Source organism: Paenibacillus sp. 2TAF8 (assembly GCF_052114825.1).
Lineage (GTDB): Bacteria > Bacillota > Bacilli > Paenibacillales > Paenibacillaceae > Paenibacillus.
On sequence record NZ_JBFRFN010000007.1, the window covers coordinates 114,543 to 137,430 of the forward strand.

Below are 22,888 nucleotides of genomic sequence, written 5' to 3' on the forward strand. Positions count from 1 at the left end.
CATCGGAGTGCCCAGTGTAACCATTTCACGTTGAACTTATATTAACCGAGAGGAGCGAACGCAAGATATGTTGTTGGAGATGGAGCACATTACGAAGAAATACGGCAGCTTCACAGCGAACAAGGATATCCATTTTAATCTTCGCGAGGGAGAGATTCACGCTCTTGTCGGAGAGAATGGAGCAGGGAAAACGACGTTGATGCGTATGCTGTACGGGATGGAGCAGCCCACATCAGGCACGATCAAAGTCCGTGGGCGCGAGGTTAGCTTTGCTACACCATCTCAGGCCATGGCCAGCGGAATTGGTATGGTACATCAGCATTTCATGCTGTTTCCATCCTTTACGGTAGCGGAGAATATTGTCATTGGACGTGAACCAGCGGCAGCAGGTGTATTCGATCGAAAAAAAGCGGCAGCTCAGGTCAATGAGCTGGGTAGACAATATGGTATGCCAGTAGACCCTTGGAAAAAAGTCGGCGAATGCCCCTTGGGTTTGCAGCAACGTGTAGAAATCCTCAAGGTGCTGCATCAGGGAGCAGACATCATTATATTGGATGAACCTTCGGCGGTGCTCACTCCGCTAGAAGTGAAAGAACTGCTAGCCAACATGAAATCACTCGCGAAGCTGGGCAAAACCTTTGTCATCATCACACACAAGCTGCAAGAGGTCATGGATGTTGCGGATCGAATCACCGTACTTCGAGATGGACAAGTTACGGGTATATTAGAAGCAAAGGATACCACTGTCGAAGAACTGTCGCGCCTGATGGTGGGACGTGAACTAGTTCGGATGGACAAGCCCGCATCGGTTCCGGGTGAAGCAGTGCTTCAGGTGGAAGCCGTTCAACTCTCGGGAGCCAAAGACCGCTCTGCTCTTAAAGATATTCATATGAAGGTTCGCAAAGGTGAAGTGGTCGGGATTGCAGGTATCTCCGGTAACGGTCAATCCGAATTGATTCAGGTGATTGCCGGGTTGCGGAAGCCGGATGGAGGCCGTGTGCTTTTATCCGGGCAGGACACGACCAACTGGCCTGTACGCCGGATTCGGGAGCATGGTCTCGCCCATATTCCGGAGGACCGATATATGTGGGGGGCCGCGAAGGATGCCAGCGTGAAGGAAAACGGACTGATGGGACACCATCATCGGTTGCAAAAGCGGGGCATGATCAAGGCCAAAGCAGCCAAAGTGATGGTGGAGAGCTGGATCAAACAGTTCAGTATCAAGACAGGCTCGGCGGAAACGAAAGCGCAATTCCTGTCAGGCGGTAACTTGCAGAAGCTGATTGCTGCACGTGAGTTTGCGCAGGATACGCCGTTTCTGATTGCAGCAGAGCCTACACGCGGAGTCGATATCGGTGCCATGGAGACTATCCATGCCGAATTGCTGCGCAAACGGAATGAGGGAGCGGGTATCCTGCTGATCTCGTCCGAGTTGTCGGAGATTTTGCAATTATCGGATCGCATTATTGTCATGTACGAAGGTGAGATTGCCGGAGAACTTCCGGCAGCGGAAGCGACAGAAGAACAGATCAGTTTGTTAATGGCAGGAGGGAAAGAGCGGGTATGAATCGGGTAAAAGAAACACTTCGCGGACTTGTACAGCCGCTGCTTGCCGTACTGATCGGTTTGCTCGCCGGTGCGATTGCCATTCTGGTCGTTGGCGGTAATATCGTCGATACGTATGCCGAGATGTGGAAAGGGGCCTTTGGCAACTTCTACTTCTTCACCAATACACTGGCGCGTGCAACGCCGATTATTCTGGCGGGGCTTGGTGTGGCACTGGCATTCCGTGCCGGATTTTTCAATATGGGTGCGGAAGGTCAGATGATTCTGGGCGGACTCAGTGCGGCGCTCACGGCGCTTTATCTGCCAGGGCCGGGCTGGTTCGTATGTATTGCTGCCATCTTGGCGGGAATTATTGCCGGCGGTGTGTGGTCCCTTTTTGCAGGTTGGCTGGACGCACGCTTTGGTATGAACTTGTTAATTACAACATTGCTGCTTAACTATATTGCGACGTATTTCGGTGGATATATGGTTTCGTATCCATTTAAAGATAAGACAGGATCGGCAGCGATGGCGCAGACACCAATGATCGATCAGACGGTCTGGCTTCCGAAGCTTTTTCAGGGTATGGGCCTGCACGCCGGCTTCATTATAGCGATTGCAGCGGCCATACTGATCTACTGGTTTACACATAAAACGGTAACCGGTTATGAAATCCGCATGCTCGGTAGCAATCCATCCTTCGCGGCTTACGGCGGTGTACGCCGTATTCGCATGATGATGCTGTCTATGGTCATCAGTGGTGGACTTGCAGGACTCGCAGGAGCGGGGGAAGTGCTCGGTACACAGTACCGCTTCCTGGATGGCTCGTTATCCTCGGCAAGTTATGCCTGGAGTGGCATCATGGCGACATTGCTGGCGCGTTCGCACCCACTGGGTACAGCTGTAGCGGCTATTTTACTCGCTGCCTTACAGACAGGTGCGATGGGCATGGAGCGGAACACGGATGTGCCCCTGGAGGTCGGCAGTGTAATTCAGGCCGTCTTGACGTTATTTGTTTCAGCACAGATCGGTTATTCCTTCCTGAAGCGGAGAAAGGAGAAAAAGTCCAATGCAACAACTGTTTGATGCAGCCATGTTTGGCTCAACCTTGCGGATTATGACGCCAATCTTACTTGCCGCACTCGGCGGGGCTTTATGCTCGCGCGTCGGTCTGTTCAACGTGGGTCTGGAAGGACTTGTGCTGATTGGGGCGTTCTCCGCAATTGTGGGCAACTATCTATTTGGTAACGTACTGCTCGCGGTACTGTTCTCTATTATTATCGTGATGCTGTTTTCGGCGCTTTTTGCGTTTATTAGTATTAATCTAAAGGCGAATGCCATTGTCGTTGGTATATCGTTGAACTTCCTGGCGGCGGGACTCACGACCTTTGCACTGCGAGCGATCTTTGATGTAAAAGGTGCATACTACGACAAGAATATGGTGGGGCTCCCAAAATGGGACATTCCACTGATCAAGGATATTCCTTGGGTGGGTACGGTGTTCTCAGGACATAGTCCGCTCGTATATCTAGGCATTATTATCGTTATTGCTCTGCAATTCTATCTATTTAAAAGTGTATCCGGCTTCCGTCTGCGTTCCGTAGGTGAGAATCCGATCGCAGCACAGAGCATCGGCATCAAGGTGCGCGGCATCCAGTATGGCGCTGTGCTGATGTGTGGTGTGCTGTGTGCACTGGCTGGAGCGCAGCTGTCGCTTGGTCAGGTGACGATGTTTACCGAAGGCATGACGGCAGGACGTGGTTTCATTGCTTTGGTTGCTACAATGCTGGGACAGGCTAATCCGCTCGGCGTGATGGGTTCCAGCGTGTTGTTTGGATTCATGGAAGCACTTAGTATTCGTCTGCAAGGGTTCTCCTTGCCAACGCATTTCACCATGATGCTACCGTATATTGTGACACTCGTGGCGATGTTCTTTTTCAAAGACCGTACGTATGCTCAGGATGCTTTGAAAGCGGGCGGAAGCTCGCGTTAATTGTAGCAAAGGAGGAATCAGGGACATGCATAACAAGGCTGAACGTTTGAAAAAAACCAAAACGCTCCCACCGAAAGCAGGCGCTGATTACGGAGATCGGCTGCCGCCGGGCCAGATGCTGACGGAGAAATTCCCGATTTTGCATGAAGGGGAAGTGCCGGAATATGACCTTTCCACTTGGGATTTGAAGGTTTTTGGTGAAGTCGAAGAAGAGAAGGTGTTCTCTCTGGCTGAGCTTCAGGCGATGCCTCAGGTGAACATGGTAAGTGATATTCACTGCGTTACCCGCTGGTCGAAGTTTGATACACCGTGGGAAGGTATCCGTTTCTCTGAGTTTATGAAGCTTCTTGGTGTTAAACCAGAAGCAAAGTATGTCATGATTCATGCGGATCATGACTATGAGACGAATGTGCCAATTGAAGAGTTGATGTATGAGGATGTATTGCTTGCGTTCAAATATAACGGTGAGCCACTTACGCCGAAGCATGGTTTCCCACTGCGACTGGTTGTTCCACAGCTTTATTTCTGGAAGAGTGCGAAGTGGGTACGTGGGCTGGAGTTTATGACAGAGGATCGCAACGGCTTCTGGGAAAGCAATGGCTTCCACCATTTTGCCGATCCATTCAAGGAGCAGCGTTTCTCGGGTGAGGATCTGCCGATTCCTGAGGATGAGTGGACGAAGAAGGAGTTTGATTAAGATGTTGATGCCGATTTTGCAGATTCATTCGGAAGATATGCCAGCGTATGCAATCGTGTGCGGTGACCCGGCTCGTGCGGAGAAGATTTCCCGCAAGCTGGGGGATGTCCGAGAGCTGGCGTTCAGCCGCGAATATCGTACATTTGTAGGTGTTTATGAAGGGGTACAGATGGCTGTGGTCAGTCATGGCGTTGGTTCACCGGGCGCAGCTGTGTGCTTCGAGGAACTGATTCGTGCAGGGGTAAAAACCCTGATTCGCGTAGGCACGGCAGGTTCATATACAGCAGATTATCCGGCAGGAAGCGTTATTGTCAGCACTGCGGCTGTACGCTCCGACGGGCTGACACGTCAACTTGTACCAGAGGGTTTCCCGGCGGTAGCGGATATCGATGTGACCAGCGCATTGGTCGCTGCTGCTCGTAAGGTGGGAAGTGGGACGGGCGATGCAGCAAGCGCTGAGACAGGAACAGAAGAAGCTGGAGTGGTATCAGGAGCAGGCGCTACCAAGGTTGGTGTGGGTATCACGGTAACTTTGGATGCGTTCTTCACAGGGGTAGAAGAGATTCCCCACCGTAAATACAAACAGGCTGGGGCGCTTGCCGCCGAGATGGAGATCGCTGCGCTCTATATCGTAAGCACCTTGCGCGGGGCACGGGCTGGAGCCATCGTAGCGATTGACGGCTTCGCAGACAGTGATCTCGCTGCCGAGTATGATCCGCATACCGATGCGGTCGCTCAGGCTGTAGAGCATGAGATCGACGCGGCGCTTTATGCGCTCGCTGGCCTTGCTCGCCAGGCGTAGCAATTATTGAAATAGAGCATACCGAATAGCGTTCCTACGGTTATGGCCGGATCAGGGACGCTATTTTTTAATTATCTTTTACGAGTAGAGATTGTTTGTTAGTTATATACGATATGAATGGAATTGAAGCGTCCTTTCCTGATAGAAGCATCACCTTTCGTGAATACGGTACAATCTGATGGGAAGGCCCATATGTGGATTCAGATCAATGCCGAGCAGCAGGTCTGTCTGCGCCAACCTGTCTCAACAGTGAACAGAAGAGATCGAAGCTTGGCTTCGTTACACTCGCTTTTCAGGGGAAAGGGTGCTTATAAAACATACAAAAAATCGGCAAATCTGTGTGTATAGGGATTGCCGATATTTTCTGATATGAGTAATGGACTAGGAAATCAGCTCTTATCAAGGTGACTCCATTCTTGCGATGCTCTACGACGTGCTCGGGTTAAATACTGACGTATATTGTTTGAAGGAATGTTTAACTTTGTAGATATTTCACTATCTTTGAGCTCGAAGATGTACTTGCAAACTAATAATCTACAATCGCGTTTGGGGAGTTTACCCAAAACCAAAAGAAGAGTCTCAACTTTTTCATTCTTGCAACATACTTCTTCCATTGTTATAAGAGATAAATCGGGAATTGAATCAATAATTGAATCATCAAATAGGTCGTGCTTTTTTTGATTACGAATGTTGGTTTTTTTATTATAGTCTAAGCTTATGTTTCTTATAGTTCTGGTTATGTATGCAACCCTTTTTTTCTCATCTAATTCTTGCAATAGATCAAATTTGTCAGCTAATTTGATAAAGGCATCATGGACAAGATCGTCACTTATGTTATAGTCATATGTTGTTTCGTAAGCTATTTTCCTCATGAGAGGAAGGTATTTCCGATAGATTTTTTCGAAAAAGATTATATCAGAATAAAGCTGAGGATTATGAGAAGCGTTGATCATTATATATTCCTCCTATGAAGAGTAATATACTCAATTACGCAGCTTAAATCTCCAAATAAACATTTGGATTCATTCTCCCAAAAGCCTATCAAACCCTATCAAACCCTATCAAACCCTATCAAACCCTATAACATTAGATAAACTTATATAGATGCGGAAATTGAGTCGAATCATGAAATAATATGTATCAATTTTAGTATAATTCATATGACAATATTAGTCAAAAAATAAATATTTATATATTATTAGATAAAAAATATAAAAAAGTGTGGCATTTTTTTGATCTAATCGTCTTATATTAGTGTGGGCGCTCACATGGATTGATAGGATTCACTAATTATAATACGAATAGTGGAGGTAAGTATGAGAAAGACAAGTAAGAAGATAGTTTCAATGTCTCTTGTTGCGGGTATGTTGTTCAGCCTTTCTGCCTTTTCTGCATCAGCAGCTGATACTCCCAAGGTCGGTAATTATAGCTTTTACTTAGGGAAAGGTCTGTATTCGGTAACTCGTCCTGGAGTCACCAAAATTAAGGTAACAAGTAAAGCTGTGAATAATAATTCTGAGATCGTTAATGCAAAATACTCATTACGGTCCAGAATCCTAAACAACGATGAGGATAAAGCAGTTACTAACTGGGTTAGTTTTGATGAAGGCAATAGAATTACGATGTCGTATACTTCTCAGGTCTATAAAGATGGTATATATAAGTTGCAGATTGGACCGAATTCGAAAGAAACTGCATCTAACATCTATGCAAGTGGTACATGGTCTCCTGACAACAAAGATGATTTCTAATTAAATTAAAACAAAACCACAGGTGCAATATTTTGTTTATATATTGTACCTGTGGTTTTCAAATTTTTTCTTCAAGAGGAGGAGATCCCCGTTTTTGGTCGGTTATTTAGATTGGAATTACAACGCGCAATGAATTACAAATTTTTATTTTTAATAATGTGTACATTACTGCTTTGTTTTATGGATTCACTGGATTTTTATAAATTAATAAGTGATCCTGAGTATATTGGTGATACTTCTTATGTAATAGCTTGGTTAGTGGGAATGGGAATGAGTCAGACATCGTTATATATGTTTGTGGCGCCAGCTATTATTTCGTTGGTTTATACAGATACATTATGGATTGATCGTAATACTGGATTCATTAACTATCTTCTGGTCAGGAGTAGCACACGAAAATATATAAGTGTTAAATATATAGTTGCGGCTCTTAGCGGAGGATTCATTGCTAGTCTGCCTTGCATACTATTATTTATTATCTATGCCATTTTATATCCGCTAAACTATACTTCAGCCAATACAGAACTAATTCATTTTAATGTAGATTATTATCCGGACTTGCTTGTGGCTAATCCAGTTTTATATATGGTGTTTCTTTCTAGTCTGAAGTTTGTATTTGGCATGTCCTATGTTTTGATTGGATTAAGCCTATCCGCGTTGAGCAACAATCGCTATATAGCACTTTCGATAACGTATGTGGTTTATTTGTTAGGGACCTATTTTGGATATCCGTACTTTATTCCTGCTTCGACATTTACTCCAAATGCTGCGGGACACGATATTAGTTCTTGGTTTATATTTAAGGATTTTATCACTATCGGCATACTATGCAGCGGGGTTTACTTCTATGCAATGTTGAGGAAGGGGAAATTATGATGAAAATTTCCTTTTTGTGTCGTGAATTTGAGAGGACACAGATGTTGGTACGATGGATCAGTGTGTTTGTTGTGTTAGTTATAATTTCATGGGTACGCTTAACTACAATGTTTTCCTCAGAAATTATAGATGTTTTTGATATTAATGTATGGGATTCCATTTTTGCTGTTATTAATCATCCTAATTTGTTGATGTTTGCATATGTACCTATCTTTCTTGTCTTAATGTCCGATTTATTATTTAGCTCTACTATAGAACATGAGTATGTAAATTTACTTCGATTAACCAACCGAAACAGATGGTTTGCGCATAAGATAAGCTTGCTAGCATTTAATGTGCTTTTGTATATGTTACTACTTGTTGCGATTCCAACGATAGTTTCTATGATTCTTGGTCGATCTGTAGGATGGGATTGGAGTGCATATTCTAAATTTATATTTAATCACAACTATATTATGGCTCATGTACCAGAAAACTTCTCTAATGTTGCTCCCTTCTGGGTTGTGTTGTTGTATGGTGGTCTTCTAAGCTTAACTTTTATGGCATTAGGTGTTATTTCAATATGTTTTGTCCTATGGGTCGAAAATGGTTATGGTGGAAGTGTGATCACCTATGTTCTGTTGCTTTGCAACCACATATTAATGAGTAATATTAGTCTTTCCAAATATATGTTTCTTAATAATCTTTCCCCAGAGGCATTCTCCAGAAACGAAAGTAGCATATCAATATATATTGCTTTTTTAGGTATATCGATACTTCTTATCACATCCTTGTTATGTGGTGTTCTTGTATGTAAAAAAAGAGATTTTTTGAGCAAGGAGCATACTCGTTATTAATGAGATCGGAGGGTATAATGTTAAATTTGCTTTCCTTTGATTTAAGGCAGTTTATTAGTTTTAATAGTGGAGTGAAACTTATAATATTCTACATATGCATGTTCTCAACAGCAGCATATGAAATAAATCTAACCTTGCCCCATGCTACTATAATGGATTTGTGTTTGTTTGTTTTTGGAGGAATTCCCTATCATTTCGATAATATATGGTTTATTCTACGTTGGCTTCTAATCTATGGTTTTTCCTTATATTTAATAGGTGATGCACTTGATCGCGATTATAGAGCGAACAGACTGTATTTGTTAATTAGAATCAATTCCCGTTGCCTTTATGTTTTATCGAAATTAATTTCCCTCTTCGTTTTCGCATGCTTTTATATTTTGATAGGATACCTATTCGCTTGTATCTATGGTGCTATATTTTTTGAAGGCAAATTTAATTTAAGTAATGAGTTTATAGAGACTTTTGAGTTGTATGGGTTTTCCTTGAATCTAGGGAGCATCGTTCTCATTTCGATTCTTGGGCTCTTTTGTATGTTTAGCATAATGTTACTTTTGAATATTCTAATGGGACATTCGAGATTTTCTATTGTTTATATGGTTGCATTGCTTTTCTTCAATGCTAAGTTCTTGACAGGATTGAACATGGTGAGCGAGTACAACTTCTTGAATAGAACAATGGGGTTTCAATATCTATACCATGAAAGAGAAGGAACCTTGTATTCCTTGAGTGGATCATTTCTTTGTTTTTTTATATATATACTATTATTTTCTTGTTTATCTTTACTTATTTTCAGACGAAAAGATCGAATTATTTAAAGTTTGGGGGATGTTTTGATGAATCGGAATTCAACTGCAGTATCCGTTCAAGATCTTACTAAGAGTATCAAGGGTCAGGTCCTACTTTCTAAGATTAATCTTGAATGCCAAACCGGAAAAATATATGGAATTATTGGACATAACGGATCGGGTAAAACAATGCTGTTTAAAGTTATAAGTGGCTTTGTTAGACCTTCAGAAGGAAGCGTGACTGTGTTTGGCAAGAATCATCATTTAGATTCTTCTTTTCCAAGTGGATTAGGTATTTTAATTGAAACACCAGGTTTTTTACCTCATAAATCGGGGTATGATAATCTGAAGTTTTTATCTCAAATTAACAGAGTTATTGATGTTTCACAAATTAGAAATGTTCTTACTATGGTAGGCTTGAATCCCGATGAAAAGAAGAAAGTGAGAAATTACTCTCTTGGAATGCGGCAACGACTGGGAATTGCACAAGCAATTATGGAAAATCCCCGTTTGATTATCCTAGATGAACCGATGAATGCATTAGACGAAGACGGCGTTCGCCTCGTTAAAGAAATTTTGATGAAAAAAAGGCAAGAGGGATGCACTATTCTGTTGGCGAGTCACAATAAAGAGGATATATTCGAATTGTGTGATGAGGTGTTTCGGATGGAACAGGGCAAGTTGAAGGCGGTGGATTTAGTTTGATGCGAATATTAAATAAACAAAATGGATTCATCTTATTGATTATTCTGATTAGTACATTATTGGGCTGTGAAGGGGCGAGGAAAGACCGAGTAGCCGATGAACCAATAACGGATACGAAGCAAGTGAATATTACGATCATTAACTCTACAAGCGAGAAGATAGAAAATATAACACTAAATACAAATTATAAAGAATTTAACCAAAATATTGACATAGCTGTTAAAGAACAATTTCAAACTTCATTTCCTTTGAACCATGAGAAGAAAATAAAAATAAATATGGAATATACAGATAATGATAATCAAAAGCGTATCATTACATTCCCCGAATCTTCATTTTGGATTGATCATGACTCGATCGTTTTCGTTGTTGAACTGACTAAAGTTTCCGAAGAAGGAGTTTACAGTTATAGATTTTTTGCTAACGAAGATGAATATCATAATAAATAATAAAGTGTCTTTATGATTGTTTAACAATTACATTTTTCCCGCTTGTCTCGTTTTAATAAGTAACATTCAATGACCATATTAGATTTTTGGGGGCAAAGTGCAGAAATCGAACAAGCTTTATGAGGAGAACAATCGAAATTATTCAATAGAATGATTTTGAAATCATTGGGTCATTCTATACAAGGAACATATTTCAACAATATGAAATGGCAAAAGGAGGACTCAGACGATGACTCAGAACAATCAACCTCAGGATGAGGCAGCAATCCGTAACAAACTGGACGAAGACGGCGATTCCTTGATGGAAAAAAAGAAGATCATGAACGGCGTGGATATCGAACCGCAGGCAGATGAATGGGCAGCCAAGCCGTCACCGGTTGCTTTTAACGAAGGGAACCATACCTCTTCCCAAAAATAGGGCGGATTCTTCCTCTATTATGAGGAGGAGGATTGGGCTGGAAATTGAGTACGATATCGATTTCAAACATGCGCGCAAGATATCACATCTTAATAATCAATTCGACAGAGCAGGTACCTTATGGTATCTGCTTTTTCATCCTTGTATAATGTTGTAAATACATAATAAGGAAGGATGAGGGGAACGAATATGAAGAATGACATACAGATTCGAAATGCACTATCTACTGATTATCCAGGTGTTTCCACGTTATTAGATCAATTGCACGAGTTACATGTGCAGGCAAGGCCGGACATTTATAAACCTTTGCACCCCAGGCTTGGGGAAAAGGAATATGCCGATTGGCTCGCATCCGATCAGCGTTATCTCTACGTGGCGGAGTATGTTGAGGGCGGAAAGATTGTAGGCTTCAGTAGCGCACAACTGAGTATCATTCAGGATCATTCGCTTTTTACAGATCGCAGGATGTTATATATCCACGAACTCGTGGTGGATTCAACTCACCAAGGACATGGAACAGGCAAACGGTTAATGCAGACCATGCTGGATCTGGGGAGAGAGCTTCAGGCAGACCACTTAGAATTAACGGTTTCTACATTCAACTCGCATGCACAGRCTTTTTATGAACAGATGGGGCTAAGGGTGCGTAGCAGCAGGATGGAATACCCCTTGTAGATTAAACAAGATGTTTAAAACTTTAATCATTTTGATTCCCCATCTAAGTTTCGGATTGAGCAGTTTATAGTTTTTTATGTGTAAATTTTATGCATCCCATATGCGAAAGAATTGTGATTGGAACGATAATTACACTGAGACAACAAAAAGAAATCCTTCTGGACTGTATTAGAATACATGACCAATTATTTAAAGTTAACTTTCAGAGCTTTTTCGAAAGATTCATAAAATTTTAACTGTTCTTCTACATAGCTCTCAGACTTTTTCTTATACTGTCCTTCAGATTTGTAATCAACTTGTTCAATAAAATTGATCACAATTAACTTATTCTTGTATCGCAAAAAATACTCATCAATCATAGGTCTTTCAAGATCCTGATACTCCTTAGCAATATTCTCATTTCGTGCTTGAGAGATAGTATTAATGGTAATAAACTCGGAATCTTCTTTAAACTCAGCGCCATCCAGATAAATAAAATTCACCTGAACGATCATGTTAGATTTTTCTGATTTGTACAATAGATCGTACTTTGTAGGAACTTCGGTGGTCAAACCATCCGATTTTTTGTCATCTATAGTTACGCTATCCGGAAAAGATACGGTACCAGCTGCAATATGGTCATTTGGGGATATGAGTTTGAAACCTGGGGATGGATTGAAATTCTCTTTAAAAGCAAAAAATTGATCTCGGTATTCAATGTATTTTTTCTCGATTTGACTCGTAGTGCTATTTTCAGTTGCCGATGGAGATAAATCCTTACTGCTTTTAGCTTCCTGGCTACTGCATCCACTTAATATGCCTGTCATAAATACAATTGCAGCTAAAATAGTTTTACAATTTTTCATAAGAAGCACTCCTTATAATGAAAAGGGAGCTTTCGATCCCTTTTCTTCTGTGTCCCGGCATAGAACATTTCGATAAAACCTCATTTCTTAGGTCATACGGTTGCAGAACTTGTAGCACCTACCGTTTCATTTGTAGATCTTGTTGTAGGATGGCTTATCGTTCCTCTCTCAAATAACTAACAACAGAAATGCAGACAAAGTTAAACTATAAAAGGAAAAAAATATAAACAATTATATTTTGATAAAGTTCATTAGTGAATTATTTTGTATTTAGTGAGAACTATATCAGTTGAACGATTCATTTAAACAATAACGGAGAGACAGAAAAAGGCTAAAAAAGTGAAGCGTTGGTCTAAAAGCTTTCTGGAAAAAGCTACATCGGAAGCATAAGCTTATCAACGGAGTTCCCTTTAACACAAAACGTTCGATAATAAAATAAAATAAGTCCTTGAATACCCCATGGGGGTATGTTAATCTAGATGGAGAACGAAAGAAAAGGGGTGTTATGATGGAACATCAAAGCCATCCCGAAGAGCCTGTATACACTGCGGAACAGCAGTCCGAGCAACAAGCGGATTCATGCCATGCCGTGAACCTTGATAAAGACGGCAAGCCCATTCGTAAAAGCCACCATTCGCAGGAGATGAAGGGCAACCTGATCTCTCGTTTGAACCGGGTGGAGGGTCAGATTCGCGGCATCAAAGGGTTGATTGATAAGGACACATACTGTGACGATGTGTTAACCCAGATCGCTGCAGCACAGTCTGCGCTGAATTCGGTAGGCAAGCTTTTGCTGGAAGGACATATGAAGAGCTGTATTGTGGAACGTATTCAGGCGGGAGAACACGAAGTCGTGGATGAATTACTGGTTACGGTTAGAAAATTGATGAAGTAGTACAACAAGGATAAGACCTCATAAGAACATACTCCATCTGCAAATATATTTAATCGAGGAGGAACAGAACATGTCTAATGTTACGTTGAATGTCAAAGGAATGTCTTGCAATCACTGTGTAAAGTCCGTTGAAGAAGCGGTGAAAAATGCGGGAGCAAGTGGTCAGGTGGATCTGGCAGCCGGAACAGTAGCCGTAGAATACAACGAGCAGGCGGTTACCGTAGATCAGATCAAAGCCGCGATTGAAGATCAAGGATACGATGTCGTTTAATGGATTCGAAATGCTTCACTAATGAAATATAGCAGTGCAGGCTTAAGCCGTATGTGATTATGGAGCCTGGATCAAGCCAGGACAAGAAGTGGAATTCGGGATGCTCGGTTTTCCTTCTAAAAGGATTACAATCCTTAACTGACTTCATCACACAGGGACGGTTTAAGCCTGATTTTCTGTCTTTTACATACCCCCATAGGGTATTTATTCTTTTGGAAAGGAGCTGAAATGATGACAACAAATGCATCTGAAAATATAGAACCCGCACCAACGCTTGCACCTACGGAGAATTCAGGTTTGAAGACAACCCTGCACATCACAGGTATGACCTGTGCGGCCTGTTCCACGCGTGTGGAAAAAGGCTTGTCTCGTATGGAAGGGGTGCATCAGGCGAACGTGAATCTTGCCATTGAACAGGCAACCATCTCGTATGATCCCAAAACGACCAATGTAAACGCATTGCGGGATAAAGTGGCGGCGCTTGGATATGGTACGGTGATGGAATCCGTCGATCTCGATATTACGGGCATGACTTGTGCGGCCTGTTCTGCACGCATTGAGAAGGGGCTTTCCCGGCTACCGGGTGTTTCTCAAGCTAATGTCAATCTGGCACTGGAGACGGGGCATATCGAATATGCTGCGGGTGCACTCAAACCATCCGACATCACGGCCAAGATCAAACAGCTGGGCTATGGCGCCGAATTACAATTAACACAAGAGGAATCCACCTCTGTTCGTGAACGAGAACTGCAGCGTAAGAAATGGAAGTGGATGATCTCCGCACTCTTGTCCATTCCGCTATTGTGGGCAATGGTAGCTCATTTCTCCTTTACCTCGGGCATTTATGTACCGGAACTGTTTCTAAACCCATGGTTCCAGCTGCTTCTCGCTACGCCAGTGCAATTTGTTATTGGATGGCAGTTTTATGTGGGGGCATACAAAGCGCTTCGGAACGGTAGTGCGAATATGGACGTACTTGTGGCACTCGGAACCAGCGCAGCCTTCTTCTACAGTCTGTACCTGACATTAACGAGCGGGTATTTACCTGGTGCCGGTATGGGCCAGGGCATGAATCATGGTGCAATGGGAACGGATGTAGGCACTGCTGCAGGAGCTGCGGCTATGCCCATGGTGGAACTTTACTATGAGACAAGTGCGATTCTGATTACATTGATTTTGCTCGGAAAATGGTTCGAGGCTGTGGCGAAAGGACGCTCTTCACAGGCAATCAAAAGCTTGATTGAACTGGCACCGCGTGAAGCACGCGTCATTCGGGACGGACAGGAAGTTCTGATTCCGGCTTCCTACGTAGCCGTTGGCGATCTTGTTCTGGTAAAGCCCGGAGACAGCATTCCGGTGGATGGTATCGTCGAAGAGGGCCAATCCTCTGTCGATGAATCCATGCTGAGCGGTGAAAGCTTGCCTGTTGATAAAAAGCCTGGCGACCCCGTCACGGGTGCGACGCTGAACAAAAACGGTGTTCTCCGCATTCAGGCAACTCGTGTGGGTTCGGATACAGCTTTATCGCAAATTATTAAAGTCGTTGAGCAGGCGCAGGGATCAAAAGCACCTATTCAGCGGATTGCCGATGTAATCTCGGGTATTTTTGTCCCTATTGTGGTGGGGATCGCCGTACTGACCTTTTTGATCTGGTTTCTGTTTGCAAGCCCTGGGGACTTCGCCGGATCATTGGAAAAAGCGATAGCTGTGCTTGTTATTGCTTGTCCGTGTGCACTTGGGCTGGCAACACCAACCTCCGTCATGGCTGGATCGGGCCGTGCGGCAGAATATGGAATTCTGTTCAAGGGCGGTGAGCATCTGGAGTCTGCCCAGCAGATTCAGACGGTTGTGCTCGACAAAACAGGAACCGTTACTCAGGGTAAGCCCGTATTAACTGACGTTGTTGCTGCACCGGGCTGGACAGAATCGGAGCTGCTTAAGCGTGTTGGAGCGGCGGAGCAAAGCTCGGAGCATCCGTTAGCCGAGGCGATTGTAAACGGTATTCGGGAGAAAGGTCTGCTTTTGGAGCCAGCAGCAACATTTGAGAACATTCCTGGTTATGGTGTACGTGCAACGTTATCTGGTGAGGAAATTCTCGTGGGAACACGGCGCTTGCTAGCAGATGGAAACGTAGATGTACCTGAGGAAAGCATACAACAGATGAACGCTTTGGAGGAACAGGGGCGTACCGCGATGCTGGTTGCTGTTCAGGGTCAGTGGGCAGGCATTATTGCGGTGGCGGATACGATCAAGGATACCTCGCGCGAAGCCATCGGACGACTTCAGGCTATGGGGATCGATGTCATTATGATTACAGGAGATAATGAACGGACAGCCCGCGCGGTAGCGGAGCAAGCGGGAATCCGCAGCGTTCTGGCAGAAGTTCTCCCTGAAGGCAAAGCCGCAGAAGTGAAAAAATTGCAGGAGAGCGGCCTGAAGGTAGCTATGGTCGGAGATGGTATCAACGATGCTCCGGCACTGGCTACTGCTGATATCGGCATGGCGATTGGAACCGGAACGGACGTAGCGATGGAAGCGGCAGATATTACATTGATGCGCGGCGACTTGAACAGCATTGCAGATGCTATTGAGATGAGCCGCCGCACGATGGGCAATATCAAACAGAACCTGTTCTGGGCGCTCGGCTACAATGTGATCGGCATACCGATTGCGGCAGTAGGGTTTCTGGCTCCATGGTTGGCAGGTGCTGCAATGGCATTTAGCTCGGTATCCGTTGTACTGAACGCCCTGCGTTTGCAGCGGATGAAGCTGACTCGAACCAAGTCATAAAAAAAGAGATCCGTTTATGTGGAAGAATAGAAAAGCTGGGCGACAGATGGCTCAATGATCCATGGAAATGCGCGGCTCGCTTCACGGCGAACCGTGTATTTTTTTGTGCAAAAGGGGTCATAAGTCAATTGTGGGATAGGCTTCTATGAAAATAAATCCAGCTTCATTCATGAAAACTTGGATAAATTTTCTGAATGTTACGAAAGTATATTGACAATATAGACATATACCTTTAAAATTTAAACGATTGTTTGATTCAAACGAGTGTTTAAATCAAATTTAAATTATTTTTTTTAAAATGGAGGAACTCAATTATATGCTGCAAGCTCTACGTACATTGTTTAAAAAACCACCAGTGATTATTGGTATTGTTACTGCACTGATGTTCCAGGTTATTTTTAGCGTGATCTGGATGACCGCATATTCCGGCGTGAACGACCGGACGAAAGAATTAACCGTAGCTATTGTGAATGAGGATGGTGAACTCTCCAAAGGGATTGCGGATCGATTGGCAGAAACATTGCCTTTCCATACCGTGGCTAACCTGAGTGCCTCTGAAGCACTGGATCAATTGAATCATCATCAAGTGCATATGGTGCTGGACATTCCAGCAGGATTTAATCAATCCCTTCAAACGGCTGGCGCTACAGCCGAGATCAAATATACGATTAATGAAGCCAATCCGGTAACGATCAAAAGCATGATGCAAGGTGTGTCACAGAGCGTGACCAACACCATGAACAAACAAGCTTCCGCGCAAGGGGTACAGACCGTTCTGACCGCTTCCGGTGCTCCAGCGGATCAAGCAGCTCAGGCCGCTGCGAACCTGACCAACCGTGTCGAAGGCAAAACGACATCGATTAATCCGGTGAACGGCATGAACAATCAGATGGTGCCGATGATGATGGTGCTTGCATCTTACGTTGGTGCCATGATTATGGGTATGAATCTTCAGGTAGCTATGGGGATGTTGTCTTCGATGTATTCCCGCCTGACATTATTCGGTGCTCGGGTCATCATTAATGTAGGCTCTGCTCTGATTGTTTCCTTGCTGGGATCTTCTCTGATCGTGGCGCTGGGTGGGCAGATTGCACAAGGATTCGTGGCCTTCTGGTTGTTCCAGGCACTGTTCCTGTGTACATTTATGTTCTTCTCCCAGTTCTTCCTGATCTGCTTTGGGCCGGCTGGAAGCCTGTTTAACATCATCTCGCTGTCCTTGCAACTGGTATCATCCGGTGCGATGGTGCCGCGCGAATTGTTGAACAGCTTCTACAGCGGAATCGGTCATTACTTGCCTGCAACTTATGCGGTTCAGGGTATTCTAAGCGTTCAACTAGGTGGCCCAGGTGTGCAATCTGCCGCAGGTTCCATCGTTGTTGTATTGCTCGTAGCTGTTGCGCTGTCCCTTGCGGTGACACTGCTCAAAAAAGGACGCAAACCGGCTGGCATGCCAAGCCCAGCTCCGGCAAACAGCTAATATACGCAGGCATCATGAAGCTGCAACGTTTGAACCAAGCACCCCGGTGATTTTCATCGGGGTGTTTGGTGTAATATAATAGACGGGATGAAGTGAGGGCTACAGTCTGGGTAAAAGGCTGAAGCAACTGACATGAACGGATAAGAGGAGAGAAACAAATGACGGAACCGGATTTGGATATCAAAACGAGGATATTGCTTGCAGCCAAGAAACTTTTTGCACTACAAGGGTATGATGGGACGAGTGTTCGTCAAATCTGTGATGAGGCGGGAGCGAATGTGTCGCTGGTGTCTTATCATTTTGGCGGTAAAGAGAAGGTGTTCGATGCGTTATTTGAGCATTTTTTTCCCGAACATATCCTGCGTATGCTGGCTGCGGAATCGATGTCCCCGGTCGAAGGTATTCGCCGAATTGTTGGTGAAGTCGTGAAGTTTACGATGACGGATCGCGAGATGAGCGACATTGTGCAGCTGGAAATTACACTGCGTACCAACCGGACTGCAACAGTGTTTCAGTATCTGGACCCGGTCTGGAATAAAGTGAGAGAGTATCTGCAGCAAGGTAAAGATCAGGGAGTGTTCCGGATTGAATCCGCATCCTATGCCATGCTTCAGGTCATGGGGGTAGCACTTGCACACAAGCGGGCCAAGCACTCAAGATTTGGTTTTGATTATCAGGATATGAATACAGAGGAACTTGCCGAACAGACGGTGGAGTTTGTACTTCGAGGATTGGGAGTGAACAGCCATGAATGAAACGATTGAACTGATGATGAAACACCGCTCCGTACGCAAATTCAAGCCAGATCCAGTCAGTGAGGAGCAACTCGCTGCTATAGTAGCGGCGGGACAGATGGCATCCTCTTCAAGCAACGTACAGGCCTATTCGATTATCGCTGTGACAGATCAGGAACAGAAAGCCAAACTAGCTGAACTCGCCGGGGGGCAGGCTTACGTCAATGAATGTCCGGTCTTTCTCGTATGGTGTGCTGACCTGTACCGACTGAAAGATGCGGCGAAGCGTCATCTTCCGGAGAAGGAGTCTTATGCAGACTCCACCGAAAATTTTATGGTTGCTACGATTGATGCTGCATTGGCCTCTCAGAATGCCGCTCTTGCTGCCGAATCGCTCGGTTTCGGTATTGTGTATATCGGTGGACTTCGCACTCGTATTGAAGAAGTAGCAGAATTACTTGAATTACCGGATGGCGTTTATCCGGTATATGGCATGTGCATCGGGGTTGCAGATCAGGAAACGGGCATTCGCCCACGTCTGCCGCTAAAAGCTGTATTACATCATAACCGCTACCAACCAGAACAAACTCTGGAAGGTGTTCAAGAGTATGATGTGACCACGACAGAATACCTGAAAGAACGTACCCACGGTGAGCGCAAAACTCCATGGTCTGAACTCATGGCGAAACGTCTTACCGAGCCTGCTCGTATGCAAGTGAGAGCATTTCTGGAACGCAGAGGGTTTCTGAAGCGCTAGTGCGTAATTCGCCATTGTATACGTTGTGAATTGCACCATCTGTACAATTCGCAAACAGGATGAATGATGTAGATCAAGAGCAGATTCAAAAGTTGGTTTAAAAGCCAGTAGGACAGGATTGAACAGCCACCCAAAGTCAGTTGGGTATTACCAACGTTTGGCTAACAGAGTGCCGTTCAATCGTGAGTCCGACTGGCTTTTTGCATGCGTATATCCTTGTTCGAAGTCGCTTTAATTCTCCTTCGCTTAATCTGGGAGATGATAGAAACGTTTGGTATTTCGGTAAAAAAGCCGTGTTGCCCGCTCGGTTCCCATACCGGTAATCTCGCACCAAGCCTGAATCACCTGACGTGTCATCACCGGGTGTGTCATCCGTCCCTGAAACGGCCCCTCGAAGGGCCAAGGCCCATCTGTTTCTGCCATCACTTGTTCCGCCGGATATTGCCGGGCAAGCTCACGAATCTCCGTTTCGTATAGAATATCCGGTGTGAAGGAGATATAATATCCGTTGTTTGCCATACGCTGAATCGTTTGTTTTGATCCTTTGAACCAGTGAAAGTGGGCATGTGCATATTGATGTTTCTCCAGCAGATTGCAGGCTATATCAGCATCTTCGTACACGGCATGCAACACAACAGGTTTATGGTGTTTCTTGGCGAGGATGATGAATTGCTCCAGCAGATCAATATATCCGCTCTGGTCAAAGCTCAGGCCTGTTCGCTGTGCTTCTTCACGGCTGTAATAGGGCAAGCCTACTTCCCCAATAGCAATGGCATGTCCAATGTGTTCTTCGATCCAGTGAAAAAACTGCTCCTGATCGGCGAGGGATGGCAGCGGTTGTTCGGGATGATAGCCAAACGCCGGGTAGATATAGTGCGGATGCTGTTTGGCCAGTTCCAGATTGGACTGAGCGGAAGCCAGATTCATGGAGACTGCAATCATGGCCTCGATCTCCTGTGACCTGAAGCTGGTCAGCATCGCCTGCTGTTCCTCGGGAGTATATTGATCCAAATGGATATGGGCATCGATCAGCGGTGCAAACGTTCGGGAATGCATGAGGGAGTTCCTCCTTATTTCCTAGGTATTTATATGATGTAACGTTCTATTTAATGTATTGGATCACCCAAATCAGGAAAAATATAACTAAAAACCCGCGCTATCGAGATAGGCGGGTCTTCTGCTGTTCTTCTTTCATCCACTGGGCAATCTGTCGTTTGCGTTCAAGAAAGGCAGGTTCTTCTGCAATCTCATCTCGTCTCGGGCGGTCAAAAGGAACCTCAACCTCGTGCAGCACGGCTGCAGGCCGGTTCGATAACACATAGACACGATCCGAGAGCAACAGCGCTTCCTCGATATTATGGGTGATGAACAGCACCGAGCGGCGATTCTGTTCCCAGATATCGAGCAACCAGCGCTGCATGTCGCTCCGCGTCAGGGCATCGAGCGCACTAAATGGCTCATCGAGCAGCATCAGCTCCTGCGGGCTGAGTAGTGCACGCAGGAAAGCGGCACGCTGCTGCATCCCGCCTGACAGCTGATGAGGGTAAGCCCGCTCGAATCCGGCAAGGCCAACACTGCCGAGCCACTGTCGTGCCTCAGCGAGGGCTTCGGCACGTGGAGCAGGCTGAACGCCTGGAGCAGCGAAAGCCGCTGCTGAAGCAACTTCGCCAGCCAGCATCACATTCTCCTCAATGGTTCGCCATGGGAAAAGGGCGGGCTGCTGCGGCATGTAGCTGATATGTCCACGTTGTCCGGTAACCCGCTTACCGTTCATGAATACCTCGCCATCCTGCGGCTTCAGCAAACCGCCGATGATATGGAACAGGGTGCTTTTGCCACAGCCAGAAGGGCCTACGATGGCGACGAACTCCCCTTTTTCCACGGTCAGGGACAAACCATTCAGTACAGGCAGCTTACGCCGTCGTTCTTTAAAGGACACATGTACATCAATGATGTCCAGCGCAGGTGAAACAGGGGCGTAACCCAAACCGTTCGTTTTATTGTGATCCAGGCTTAGAGCCGCATCGGTCGCTTCACTGTGCGTCAATGTGGAAACGGAAGAAGGTACTGCCGGTGGTTCGGATTCCGCTATTGAAGACTGAGCAGTTATGTAAGCTGCGTCGTCATCTCCGGGTGGTGTGTTTCTAACTTGTGCGGATTGCACAGGTTCATTCGGGTATCTTTTCATAGGGAATCACATCCTAATGTCCATATTACGTTAACCTCTGATATGCAGAAAACTACCGCTTCTGTGGGCGCCAGCGCACAAGTAGCTTCTCTAACAGCGCAATGAGCAGGAAGAGCAGAAGACTAAGCGCCACAATAATCATAATGGCAACAAAAAGGCGATCCGTACGGTAAGCCGACTTCTGTAGCATCATATAATAACCGATACCTTTATCCGCTCCGATCCACTCGGCAATGATGGCTCCCATTACGCTGTAGGTGGCAGCAATTTTGACGCCGGAAAATAAGGATGGCAGAGCATGGGGCAGCTCCAGTTTCCAAAAAATATGATGGCGCTTCGCTCCTGCCATACGCATATAGTTCATCATCGCCGCATCGGTGCGTGTTAGTCCATCCATGGCCGCAACCGCCACTGGGAAGAAGCAGACTAGGATAATCGTGATTAGCTTGGGCAGCAGGCCAAAGCCGAACCAGATCAGCAGGAGTGGTGCGAGTGCAATGGTTGGGATATTTTGACTAAGAATGAGTAATGGGTACAAGGCTGATTTGAGAAAAGGAATCAGATGCAGCACCATCGCAATTAGCAGGCCTACCATTGTTCCGGCAACGAATCCGATAAGGGTTAATTGGATCGTTGCGGCAGCATGCATGCCGAGACGTTCAGCCTGAGAAGCTGCTTCGTGGGCGATATCGGACGGCGCAGGCAGCATCCATTTCTCAATATGGAACAGGGAGACGGCCCCCTGCCATATCGCAATAAAGAGAATAACCGCCACGAGGGGCGGCCATACACTTTTGAAATAGGTAGACATTAGCGATATTTCTCCGTCAGTGTATCCATGCTGAATCCGTCTGGACTATGTGCGATTTTGATCTGGGAGATGATGCTTGGGCTGCCGGCTTCCACAAGCACTTCGTGCATTTTGCGGACAACCTCCAGCAGTTCATCCAATTCGCCCTCCATCGTGGTGTCGAGTGCGTTGACCTGATATTTCAGGCCGGATTGTTGAATGACTTCGATGGCGCGGTCTACGTAAGGATAGGAGTTCTCGCCGTTTGGCGTTTTGGGAATCACCTGTATGCTGAGTAATGTACTTGCCATAAGAGAAAATTCTCCTTTCGAGTGTGAGTAAAATGAAAAGTTGATCGTTACACGTGCCACTTCGATGCCAGAGTAACTTCCCGATTGCTGTAATCTTCAAGCTTTTTGAACCATTCTATATAAATTTAACTAAAGAAAGTTTACACAGACACTCCGATGACAGAATAACCTTCCAATCGCTGTTATCCCCAGATTTTTTGATTCCTTTTCCAAAGGGGAAAATCCGGTGATAAAGGCGAAGCGTATGCTTCCGATGCTAGCTTTCTTTCAGAAAGCTTTTAGCTCCGCTTTTTCA

At 45.1% G+C, this 22,888-nt stretch carries 24 protein-coding genes; 18 read left to right on the forward strand and 6 right to left on the reverse strand.

From position 1 onward, the window contains the following. The first annotated feature begins 67 nt into the window (after positions 1–67). Genes AB4Z30_RS12785 through AB4Z30_RS12805 form a run of 5 tightly spaced genes read left to right on the forward strand, consistent with a single transcriptional unit; the run spans position 68 to position 5,037 of the window. Complete coding sequence (locus AB4Z30_RS12785) at positions 68–1,567, forward strand: ABC transporter ATP-binding protein (protein ID WP_441926837.1); 1,500 nt, start codon at positions 68–70, stop codon at positions 1,565–1,567. After that, positions 1,564–2,631: an ABC transporter permease gene (locus tag AB4Z30_RS12790; RefSeq protein ID WP_441926839.1), complete on the forward strand. Its 1,068-nt coding sequence runs from the start codon at positions 1,564–1,566 to the stop codon at positions 2,629–2,631. Before AB4Z30_RS12785 ends, AB4Z30_RS12790 begins: the two co-directional genes overlap by 4 nt. After that, positions 2,615–3,538, forward strand: coding sequence for an ABC transporter permease (locus tag AB4Z30_RS12795; protein ID WP_251509755.1), 924 nt, complete (start codon positions 2,615–2,617; stop codon positions 3,536–3,538). The genes AB4Z30_RS12790 and AB4Z30_RS12795 overlap by 17 nt, the downstream gene beginning before the upstream one ends. Positions 3,539–3,563: 25 nt before the next feature. Then, positions 3,564–4,235 carry a sulfite oxidase-like oxidoreductase gene (locus AB4Z30_RS12800; protein WP_441926842.1) on the forward strand — a complete coding sequence of 224 codons (672 nt, stop codon included), beginning with the start codon at positions 3,564–3,566 and terminating at the stop codon, positions 4,233–4,235. Position 4,236: 1 nt separating this feature from the next. Then, a complete protein-coding gene (locus AB4Z30_RS12805) occupies positions 4,237–5,037 on the forward strand; it encodes a nucleoside phosphorylase (RefSeq protein ID WP_441926844.1) in 801 nt (266 codons plus the stop codon). Positions 5,038–5,426: 389 nt separating this feature from the next. Here AB4Z30_RS12805 and AB4Z30_RS12810 read toward each other — a convergent pair whose 3' ends face one another. Further along, positions 5,427–5,990 (reverse strand): RNA polymerase sigma factor, encoded by a 564-nt coding sequence (locus tag AB4Z30_RS12810; protein WP_441926846.1) that lies wholly within the window; start codon positions 5,988–5,990, stop codon positions 5,427–5,429. Positions 5,991–6,353: 363 nt separating this feature from the next. On the opposite strand from AB4Z30_RS12810, the gene AB4Z30_RS12815 reads away from it, so the two are divergent. The 7 genes from AB4Z30_RS12815 to AB4Z30_RS12845 all read left to right on the forward strand — a co-directional run bounded on the left by AB4Z30_RS12815 (position 6,354) and on the right by AB4Z30_RS12845 (position 11,535). Next, a complete protein-coding gene (locus tag AB4Z30_RS12815; protein WP_441926848.1) occupies positions 6,354–6,788 on the forward strand; it encodes a hypothetical protein in 435 nt (144 codons plus the stop codon). 129 nt (positions 6,789–6,917) lie between these two features. Next, positions 6,918–7,664, forward strand: a complete 747-nt coding sequence (locus AB4Z30_RS12820; RefSeq protein WP_441926850.1) for a hypothetical protein — start codon at positions 6,918–6,920, stop codon at positions 7,662–7,664. After that, entirely contained in the window at positions 7,661–8,500 is an 840-nt protein-coding gene (locus tag AB4Z30_RS12825; RefSeq protein WP_441926852.1) for a hypothetical protein, read from the forward strand. The genes AB4Z30_RS12820 and AB4Z30_RS12825 overlap by 4 nt, the downstream gene beginning before the upstream one ends. Before the next feature lie 836 nt (positions 8,501–9,336). After that, positions 9,337–9,993 (forward strand): ATP-binding cassette domain-containing protein, encoded by a 657-nt coding sequence (locus AB4Z30_RS12830; RefSeq protein ID WP_441926854.1) that lies wholly within the window; start codon positions 9,337–9,339, stop codon positions 9,991–9,993. Continuing rightward, positions 9,990–10,442: a hypothetical protein gene (locus AB4Z30_RS12835; RefSeq protein WP_441926856.1), complete on the forward strand. Its 453-nt coding sequence runs from the start codon at positions 9,990–9,992 to the stop codon at positions 10,440–10,442. Before AB4Z30_RS12830 ends, AB4Z30_RS12835 begins: the two co-directional genes overlap by 4 nt. 229 nt (positions 10,443–10,671) lie before the next feature. Continuing rightward, positions 10,672–10,860 (forward strand): hypothetical protein, encoded by a 189-nt coding sequence (locus AB4Z30_RS12840; RefSeq protein WP_434748311.1) that lies wholly within the window; start codon positions 10,672–10,674, stop codon positions 10,858–10,860. Positions 10,861–11,049: 189 nt separating this feature from the next. Then, the gene (locus AB4Z30_RS12845; RefSeq protein WP_441926858.1) at positions 11,050–11,535 is read left to right on the forward strand and encodes a GNAT family N-acetyltransferase; all 486 of its coding nucleotides are present in this window, start codon (positions 11,050–11,052) and stop codon (positions 11,533–11,535) included. Between the two features lie 185 nt (positions 11,536–11,720). Here the strand turns inward: AB4Z30_RS12845 and AB4Z30_RS12850 are convergent, their stop codons facing one another. After that, entirely contained in the window at positions 11,721–12,380 is a 660-nt protein-coding gene (locus tag AB4Z30_RS12850; RefSeq protein WP_441926860.1) for a hypothetical protein, read from the reverse strand. Between the two features lie 508 nt (positions 12,381–12,888). Here AB4Z30_RS12850 and AB4Z30_RS12855 point away from each other — a divergent pair. The 6 genes from AB4Z30_RS12855 (at position 12,889) to nfsA (ending at position 19,304) form a co-directional block, all read left to right on the forward strand. Next, the gene (locus AB4Z30_RS12855) at positions 12,889–13,275 is read left to right on the forward strand and encodes a metal-sensitive transcriptional regulator (RefSeq protein ID WP_090918802.1); all 387 of its coding nucleotides are present in this window, start codon (positions 12,889–12,891) and stop codon (positions 13,273–13,275) included. Between the two features lie 70 nt (positions 13,276–13,345). Further along, complete coding sequence (locus AB4Z30_RS12860) at positions 13,346–13,546, forward strand: copper ion binding protein (protein WP_441926862.1); 201 nt, start codon at positions 13,346–13,348, stop codon at positions 13,544–13,546. Between the two features lie 324 nt (positions 13,547–13,870). Beyond that, the gene (locus AB4Z30_RS12865; RefSeq protein ID WP_441927146.1) at positions 13,871–16,336 is read left to right on the forward strand and encodes a heavy metal translocating P-type ATPase; all 2,466 of its coding nucleotides are present in this window, start codon (positions 13,871–13,873) and stop codon (positions 16,334–16,336) included. Positions 16,337–16,652: 316 nt separating this feature from the next. Beyond that, a complete protein-coding gene (locus AB4Z30_RS12870; RefSeq protein ID WP_441926864.1) occupies positions 16,653–17,813 on the forward strand; it encodes a YhgE/Pip domain-containing protein in 1,161 nt (386 codons plus the stop codon). 158 nt (positions 17,814–17,971) lie between these two features. Then, the gene (locus tag AB4Z30_RS12875; protein ID WP_441926866.1) at positions 17,972–18,568 is read left to right on the forward strand and encodes a TetR family transcriptional regulator; all 597 of its coding nucleotides are present in this window, start codon (positions 17,972–17,974) and stop codon (positions 18,566–18,568) included. Further along, positions 18,561–19,304, forward strand: coding sequence for an oxygen-insensitive NADPH nitroreductase (nfsA, locus tag AB4Z30_RS12880; protein WP_441926868.1), 744 nt, complete (start codon positions 18,561–18,563; stop codon positions 19,302–19,304). Before AB4Z30_RS12875 ends, nfsA begins: the two co-directional genes overlap by 8 nt. 246 nt (positions 19,305–19,550) lie before the next feature. On the opposite strand, the gene AB4Z30_RS12885 is transcribed toward nfsA, so the two are convergent. The 4 genes from AB4Z30_RS12885 to AB4Z30_RS12900 form a co-directional block, all read right to left on the reverse strand. Further along, positions 19,551–20,360, reverse strand: coding sequence for a TatD family hydrolase (locus AB4Z30_RS12885; protein ID WP_441926870.1), 810 nt, complete (start codon positions 20,358–20,360; stop codon positions 19,551–19,553). A gap of 100 nt (positions 20,361–20,460) precedes the next feature. Continuing rightward, a complete protein-coding gene (locus AB4Z30_RS12890; RefSeq protein ID WP_441926872.1) occupies positions 20,461–21,492 on the reverse strand; it encodes an ABC transporter ATP-binding protein in 1,032 nt (343 codons plus the stop codon). A gap of 52 nt (positions 21,493–21,544) precedes the next feature. Beyond that, positions 21,545–22,303: an ABC transporter permease gene (locus AB4Z30_RS12895; RefSeq protein WP_441926874.1), complete on the reverse strand. Its 759-nt coding sequence runs from the start codon at positions 22,301–22,303 to the stop codon at positions 21,545–21,547. Then, a complete protein-coding gene (locus AB4Z30_RS12900) occupies positions 22,303–22,593 on the reverse strand; it encodes an MTH1187 family thiamine-binding protein (protein WP_090918785.1) in 291 nt (96 codons plus the stop codon). The genes AB4Z30_RS12895 and AB4Z30_RS12900 overlap by 1 nt, the downstream gene beginning before the upstream one ends. Positions 22,594–22,888 lie beyond the last annotated feature (295 nt).

Coding starts and splice junctions, on each gene's coding strand:
- AB4Z30_RS12850 (WP_441926860.1), bottom strand. CDS start 12,380: ATGAAAAATTGTAAAACTATTTTAGCTGCAATTGTATTTATGACAGGC.
- AB4Z30_RS12785 (WP_441926837.1), top strand. CDS start 68: ATGTTGTTGGAGATGGAGCACATTACGAAGAAATACGGCAGCTTCACA.
- AB4Z30_RS12900 (WP_090918785.1), bottom strand. CDS start 22,593: ATGGCAAGTACATTACTCAGCATACAGGTGATTCCCAAAACGCCAAAC.
- AB4Z30_RS12860 (WP_441926862.1), top strand. CDS start 13,346: ATGTCTAATGTTACGTTGAATGTCAAAGGAATGTCTTGCAATCACTGT.
- AB4Z30_RS12825 (WP_441926852.1), top strand. CDS start 7,661: ATGATGAAAATTTCCTTTTTGTGTCGTGAATTTGAGAGGACACAGATG.
- AB4Z30_RS12870 (WP_441926864.1), top strand. CDS start 16,653: ATGCTGCAAGCTCTACGTACATTGTTTAAAAAACCACCAGTGATTATT.
- AB4Z30_RS12805 (WP_441926844.1), top strand. CDS start 4,237: ATGTTGATGCCGATTTTGCAGATTCATTCGGAAGATATGCCAGCGTAT.
- AB4Z30_RS12810 (WP_441926846.1), bottom strand. CDS start 5,990: ATGATCAACGCTTCTCATAATCCTCAGCTTTATTCTGATATAATCTTT.
- AB4Z30_RS12890 (WP_441926872.1), bottom strand. CDS start 21,492: ATGAAAAGATACCCGAATGAACCTGTGCAATCCGCACAAGTTAGAAAC.
- AB4Z30_RS12830 (WP_441926854.1), top strand. CDS start 9,337: ATGAATCGGAATTCAACTGCAGTATCCGTTCAAGATCTTACTAAGAGT.
- AB4Z30_RS12895 (WP_441926874.1), bottom strand. CDS start 22,303: ATGTCTACCTATTTCAAAAGTGTATGGCCGCCCCTCGTGGCGGTTATT.
- AB4Z30_RS12815 (WP_441926848.1), top strand. CDS start 6,354: ATGAGAAAGACAAGTAAGAAGATAGTTTCAATGTCTCTTGTTGCGGGT.
- AB4Z30_RS12800 (WP_441926842.1), top strand. CDS start 3,564: ATGCATAACAAGGCTGAACGTTTGAAAAAAACCAAAACGCTCCCACCG.
- AB4Z30_RS12865 (WP_441927146.1), top strand. CDS start 13,871: ATGACCTGTGCGGCCTGTTCCACGCGTGTGGAAAAAGGCTTGTCTCGT.
- AB4Z30_RS12885 (WP_441926870.1), bottom strand. CDS start 20,360: ATGCATTCCCGAACGTTTGCACCGCTGATCGATGCCCATATCCATTTG.
- AB4Z30_RS12795 (WP_251509755.1), top strand. CDS start 2,615: ATGCAACAACTGTTTGATGCAGCCATGTTTGGCTCAACCTTGCGGATT.
- AB4Z30_RS12790 (WP_441926839.1), top strand. CDS start 1,564: ATGAATCGGGTAAAAGAAACACTTCGCGGACTTGTACAGCCGCTGCTT.
- AB4Z30_RS12875 (WP_441926866.1), top strand. CDS start 17,972: ATGACGGAACCGGATTTGGATATCAAAACGAGGATATTGCTTGCAGCC.
- AB4Z30_RS12855 (WP_090918802.1), top strand. CDS start 12,889: ATGGAACATCAAAGCCATCCCGAAGAGCCTGTATACACTGCGGAACAG.
- AB4Z30_RS12840 (WP_434748311.1), top strand. CDS start 10,672: ATGACTCAGAACAATCAACCTCAGGATGAGGCAGCAATCCGTAACAAA.
- AB4Z30_RS12820 (WP_441926850.1), top strand. CDS start 6,918: ATGAATTACAAATTTTTATTTTTAATAATGTGTACATTACTGCTTTGT.
- nfsA (WP_441926868.1), top strand. CDS start 18,561: ATGAATGAAACGATTGAACTGATGATGAAACACCGCTCCGTACGCAAA.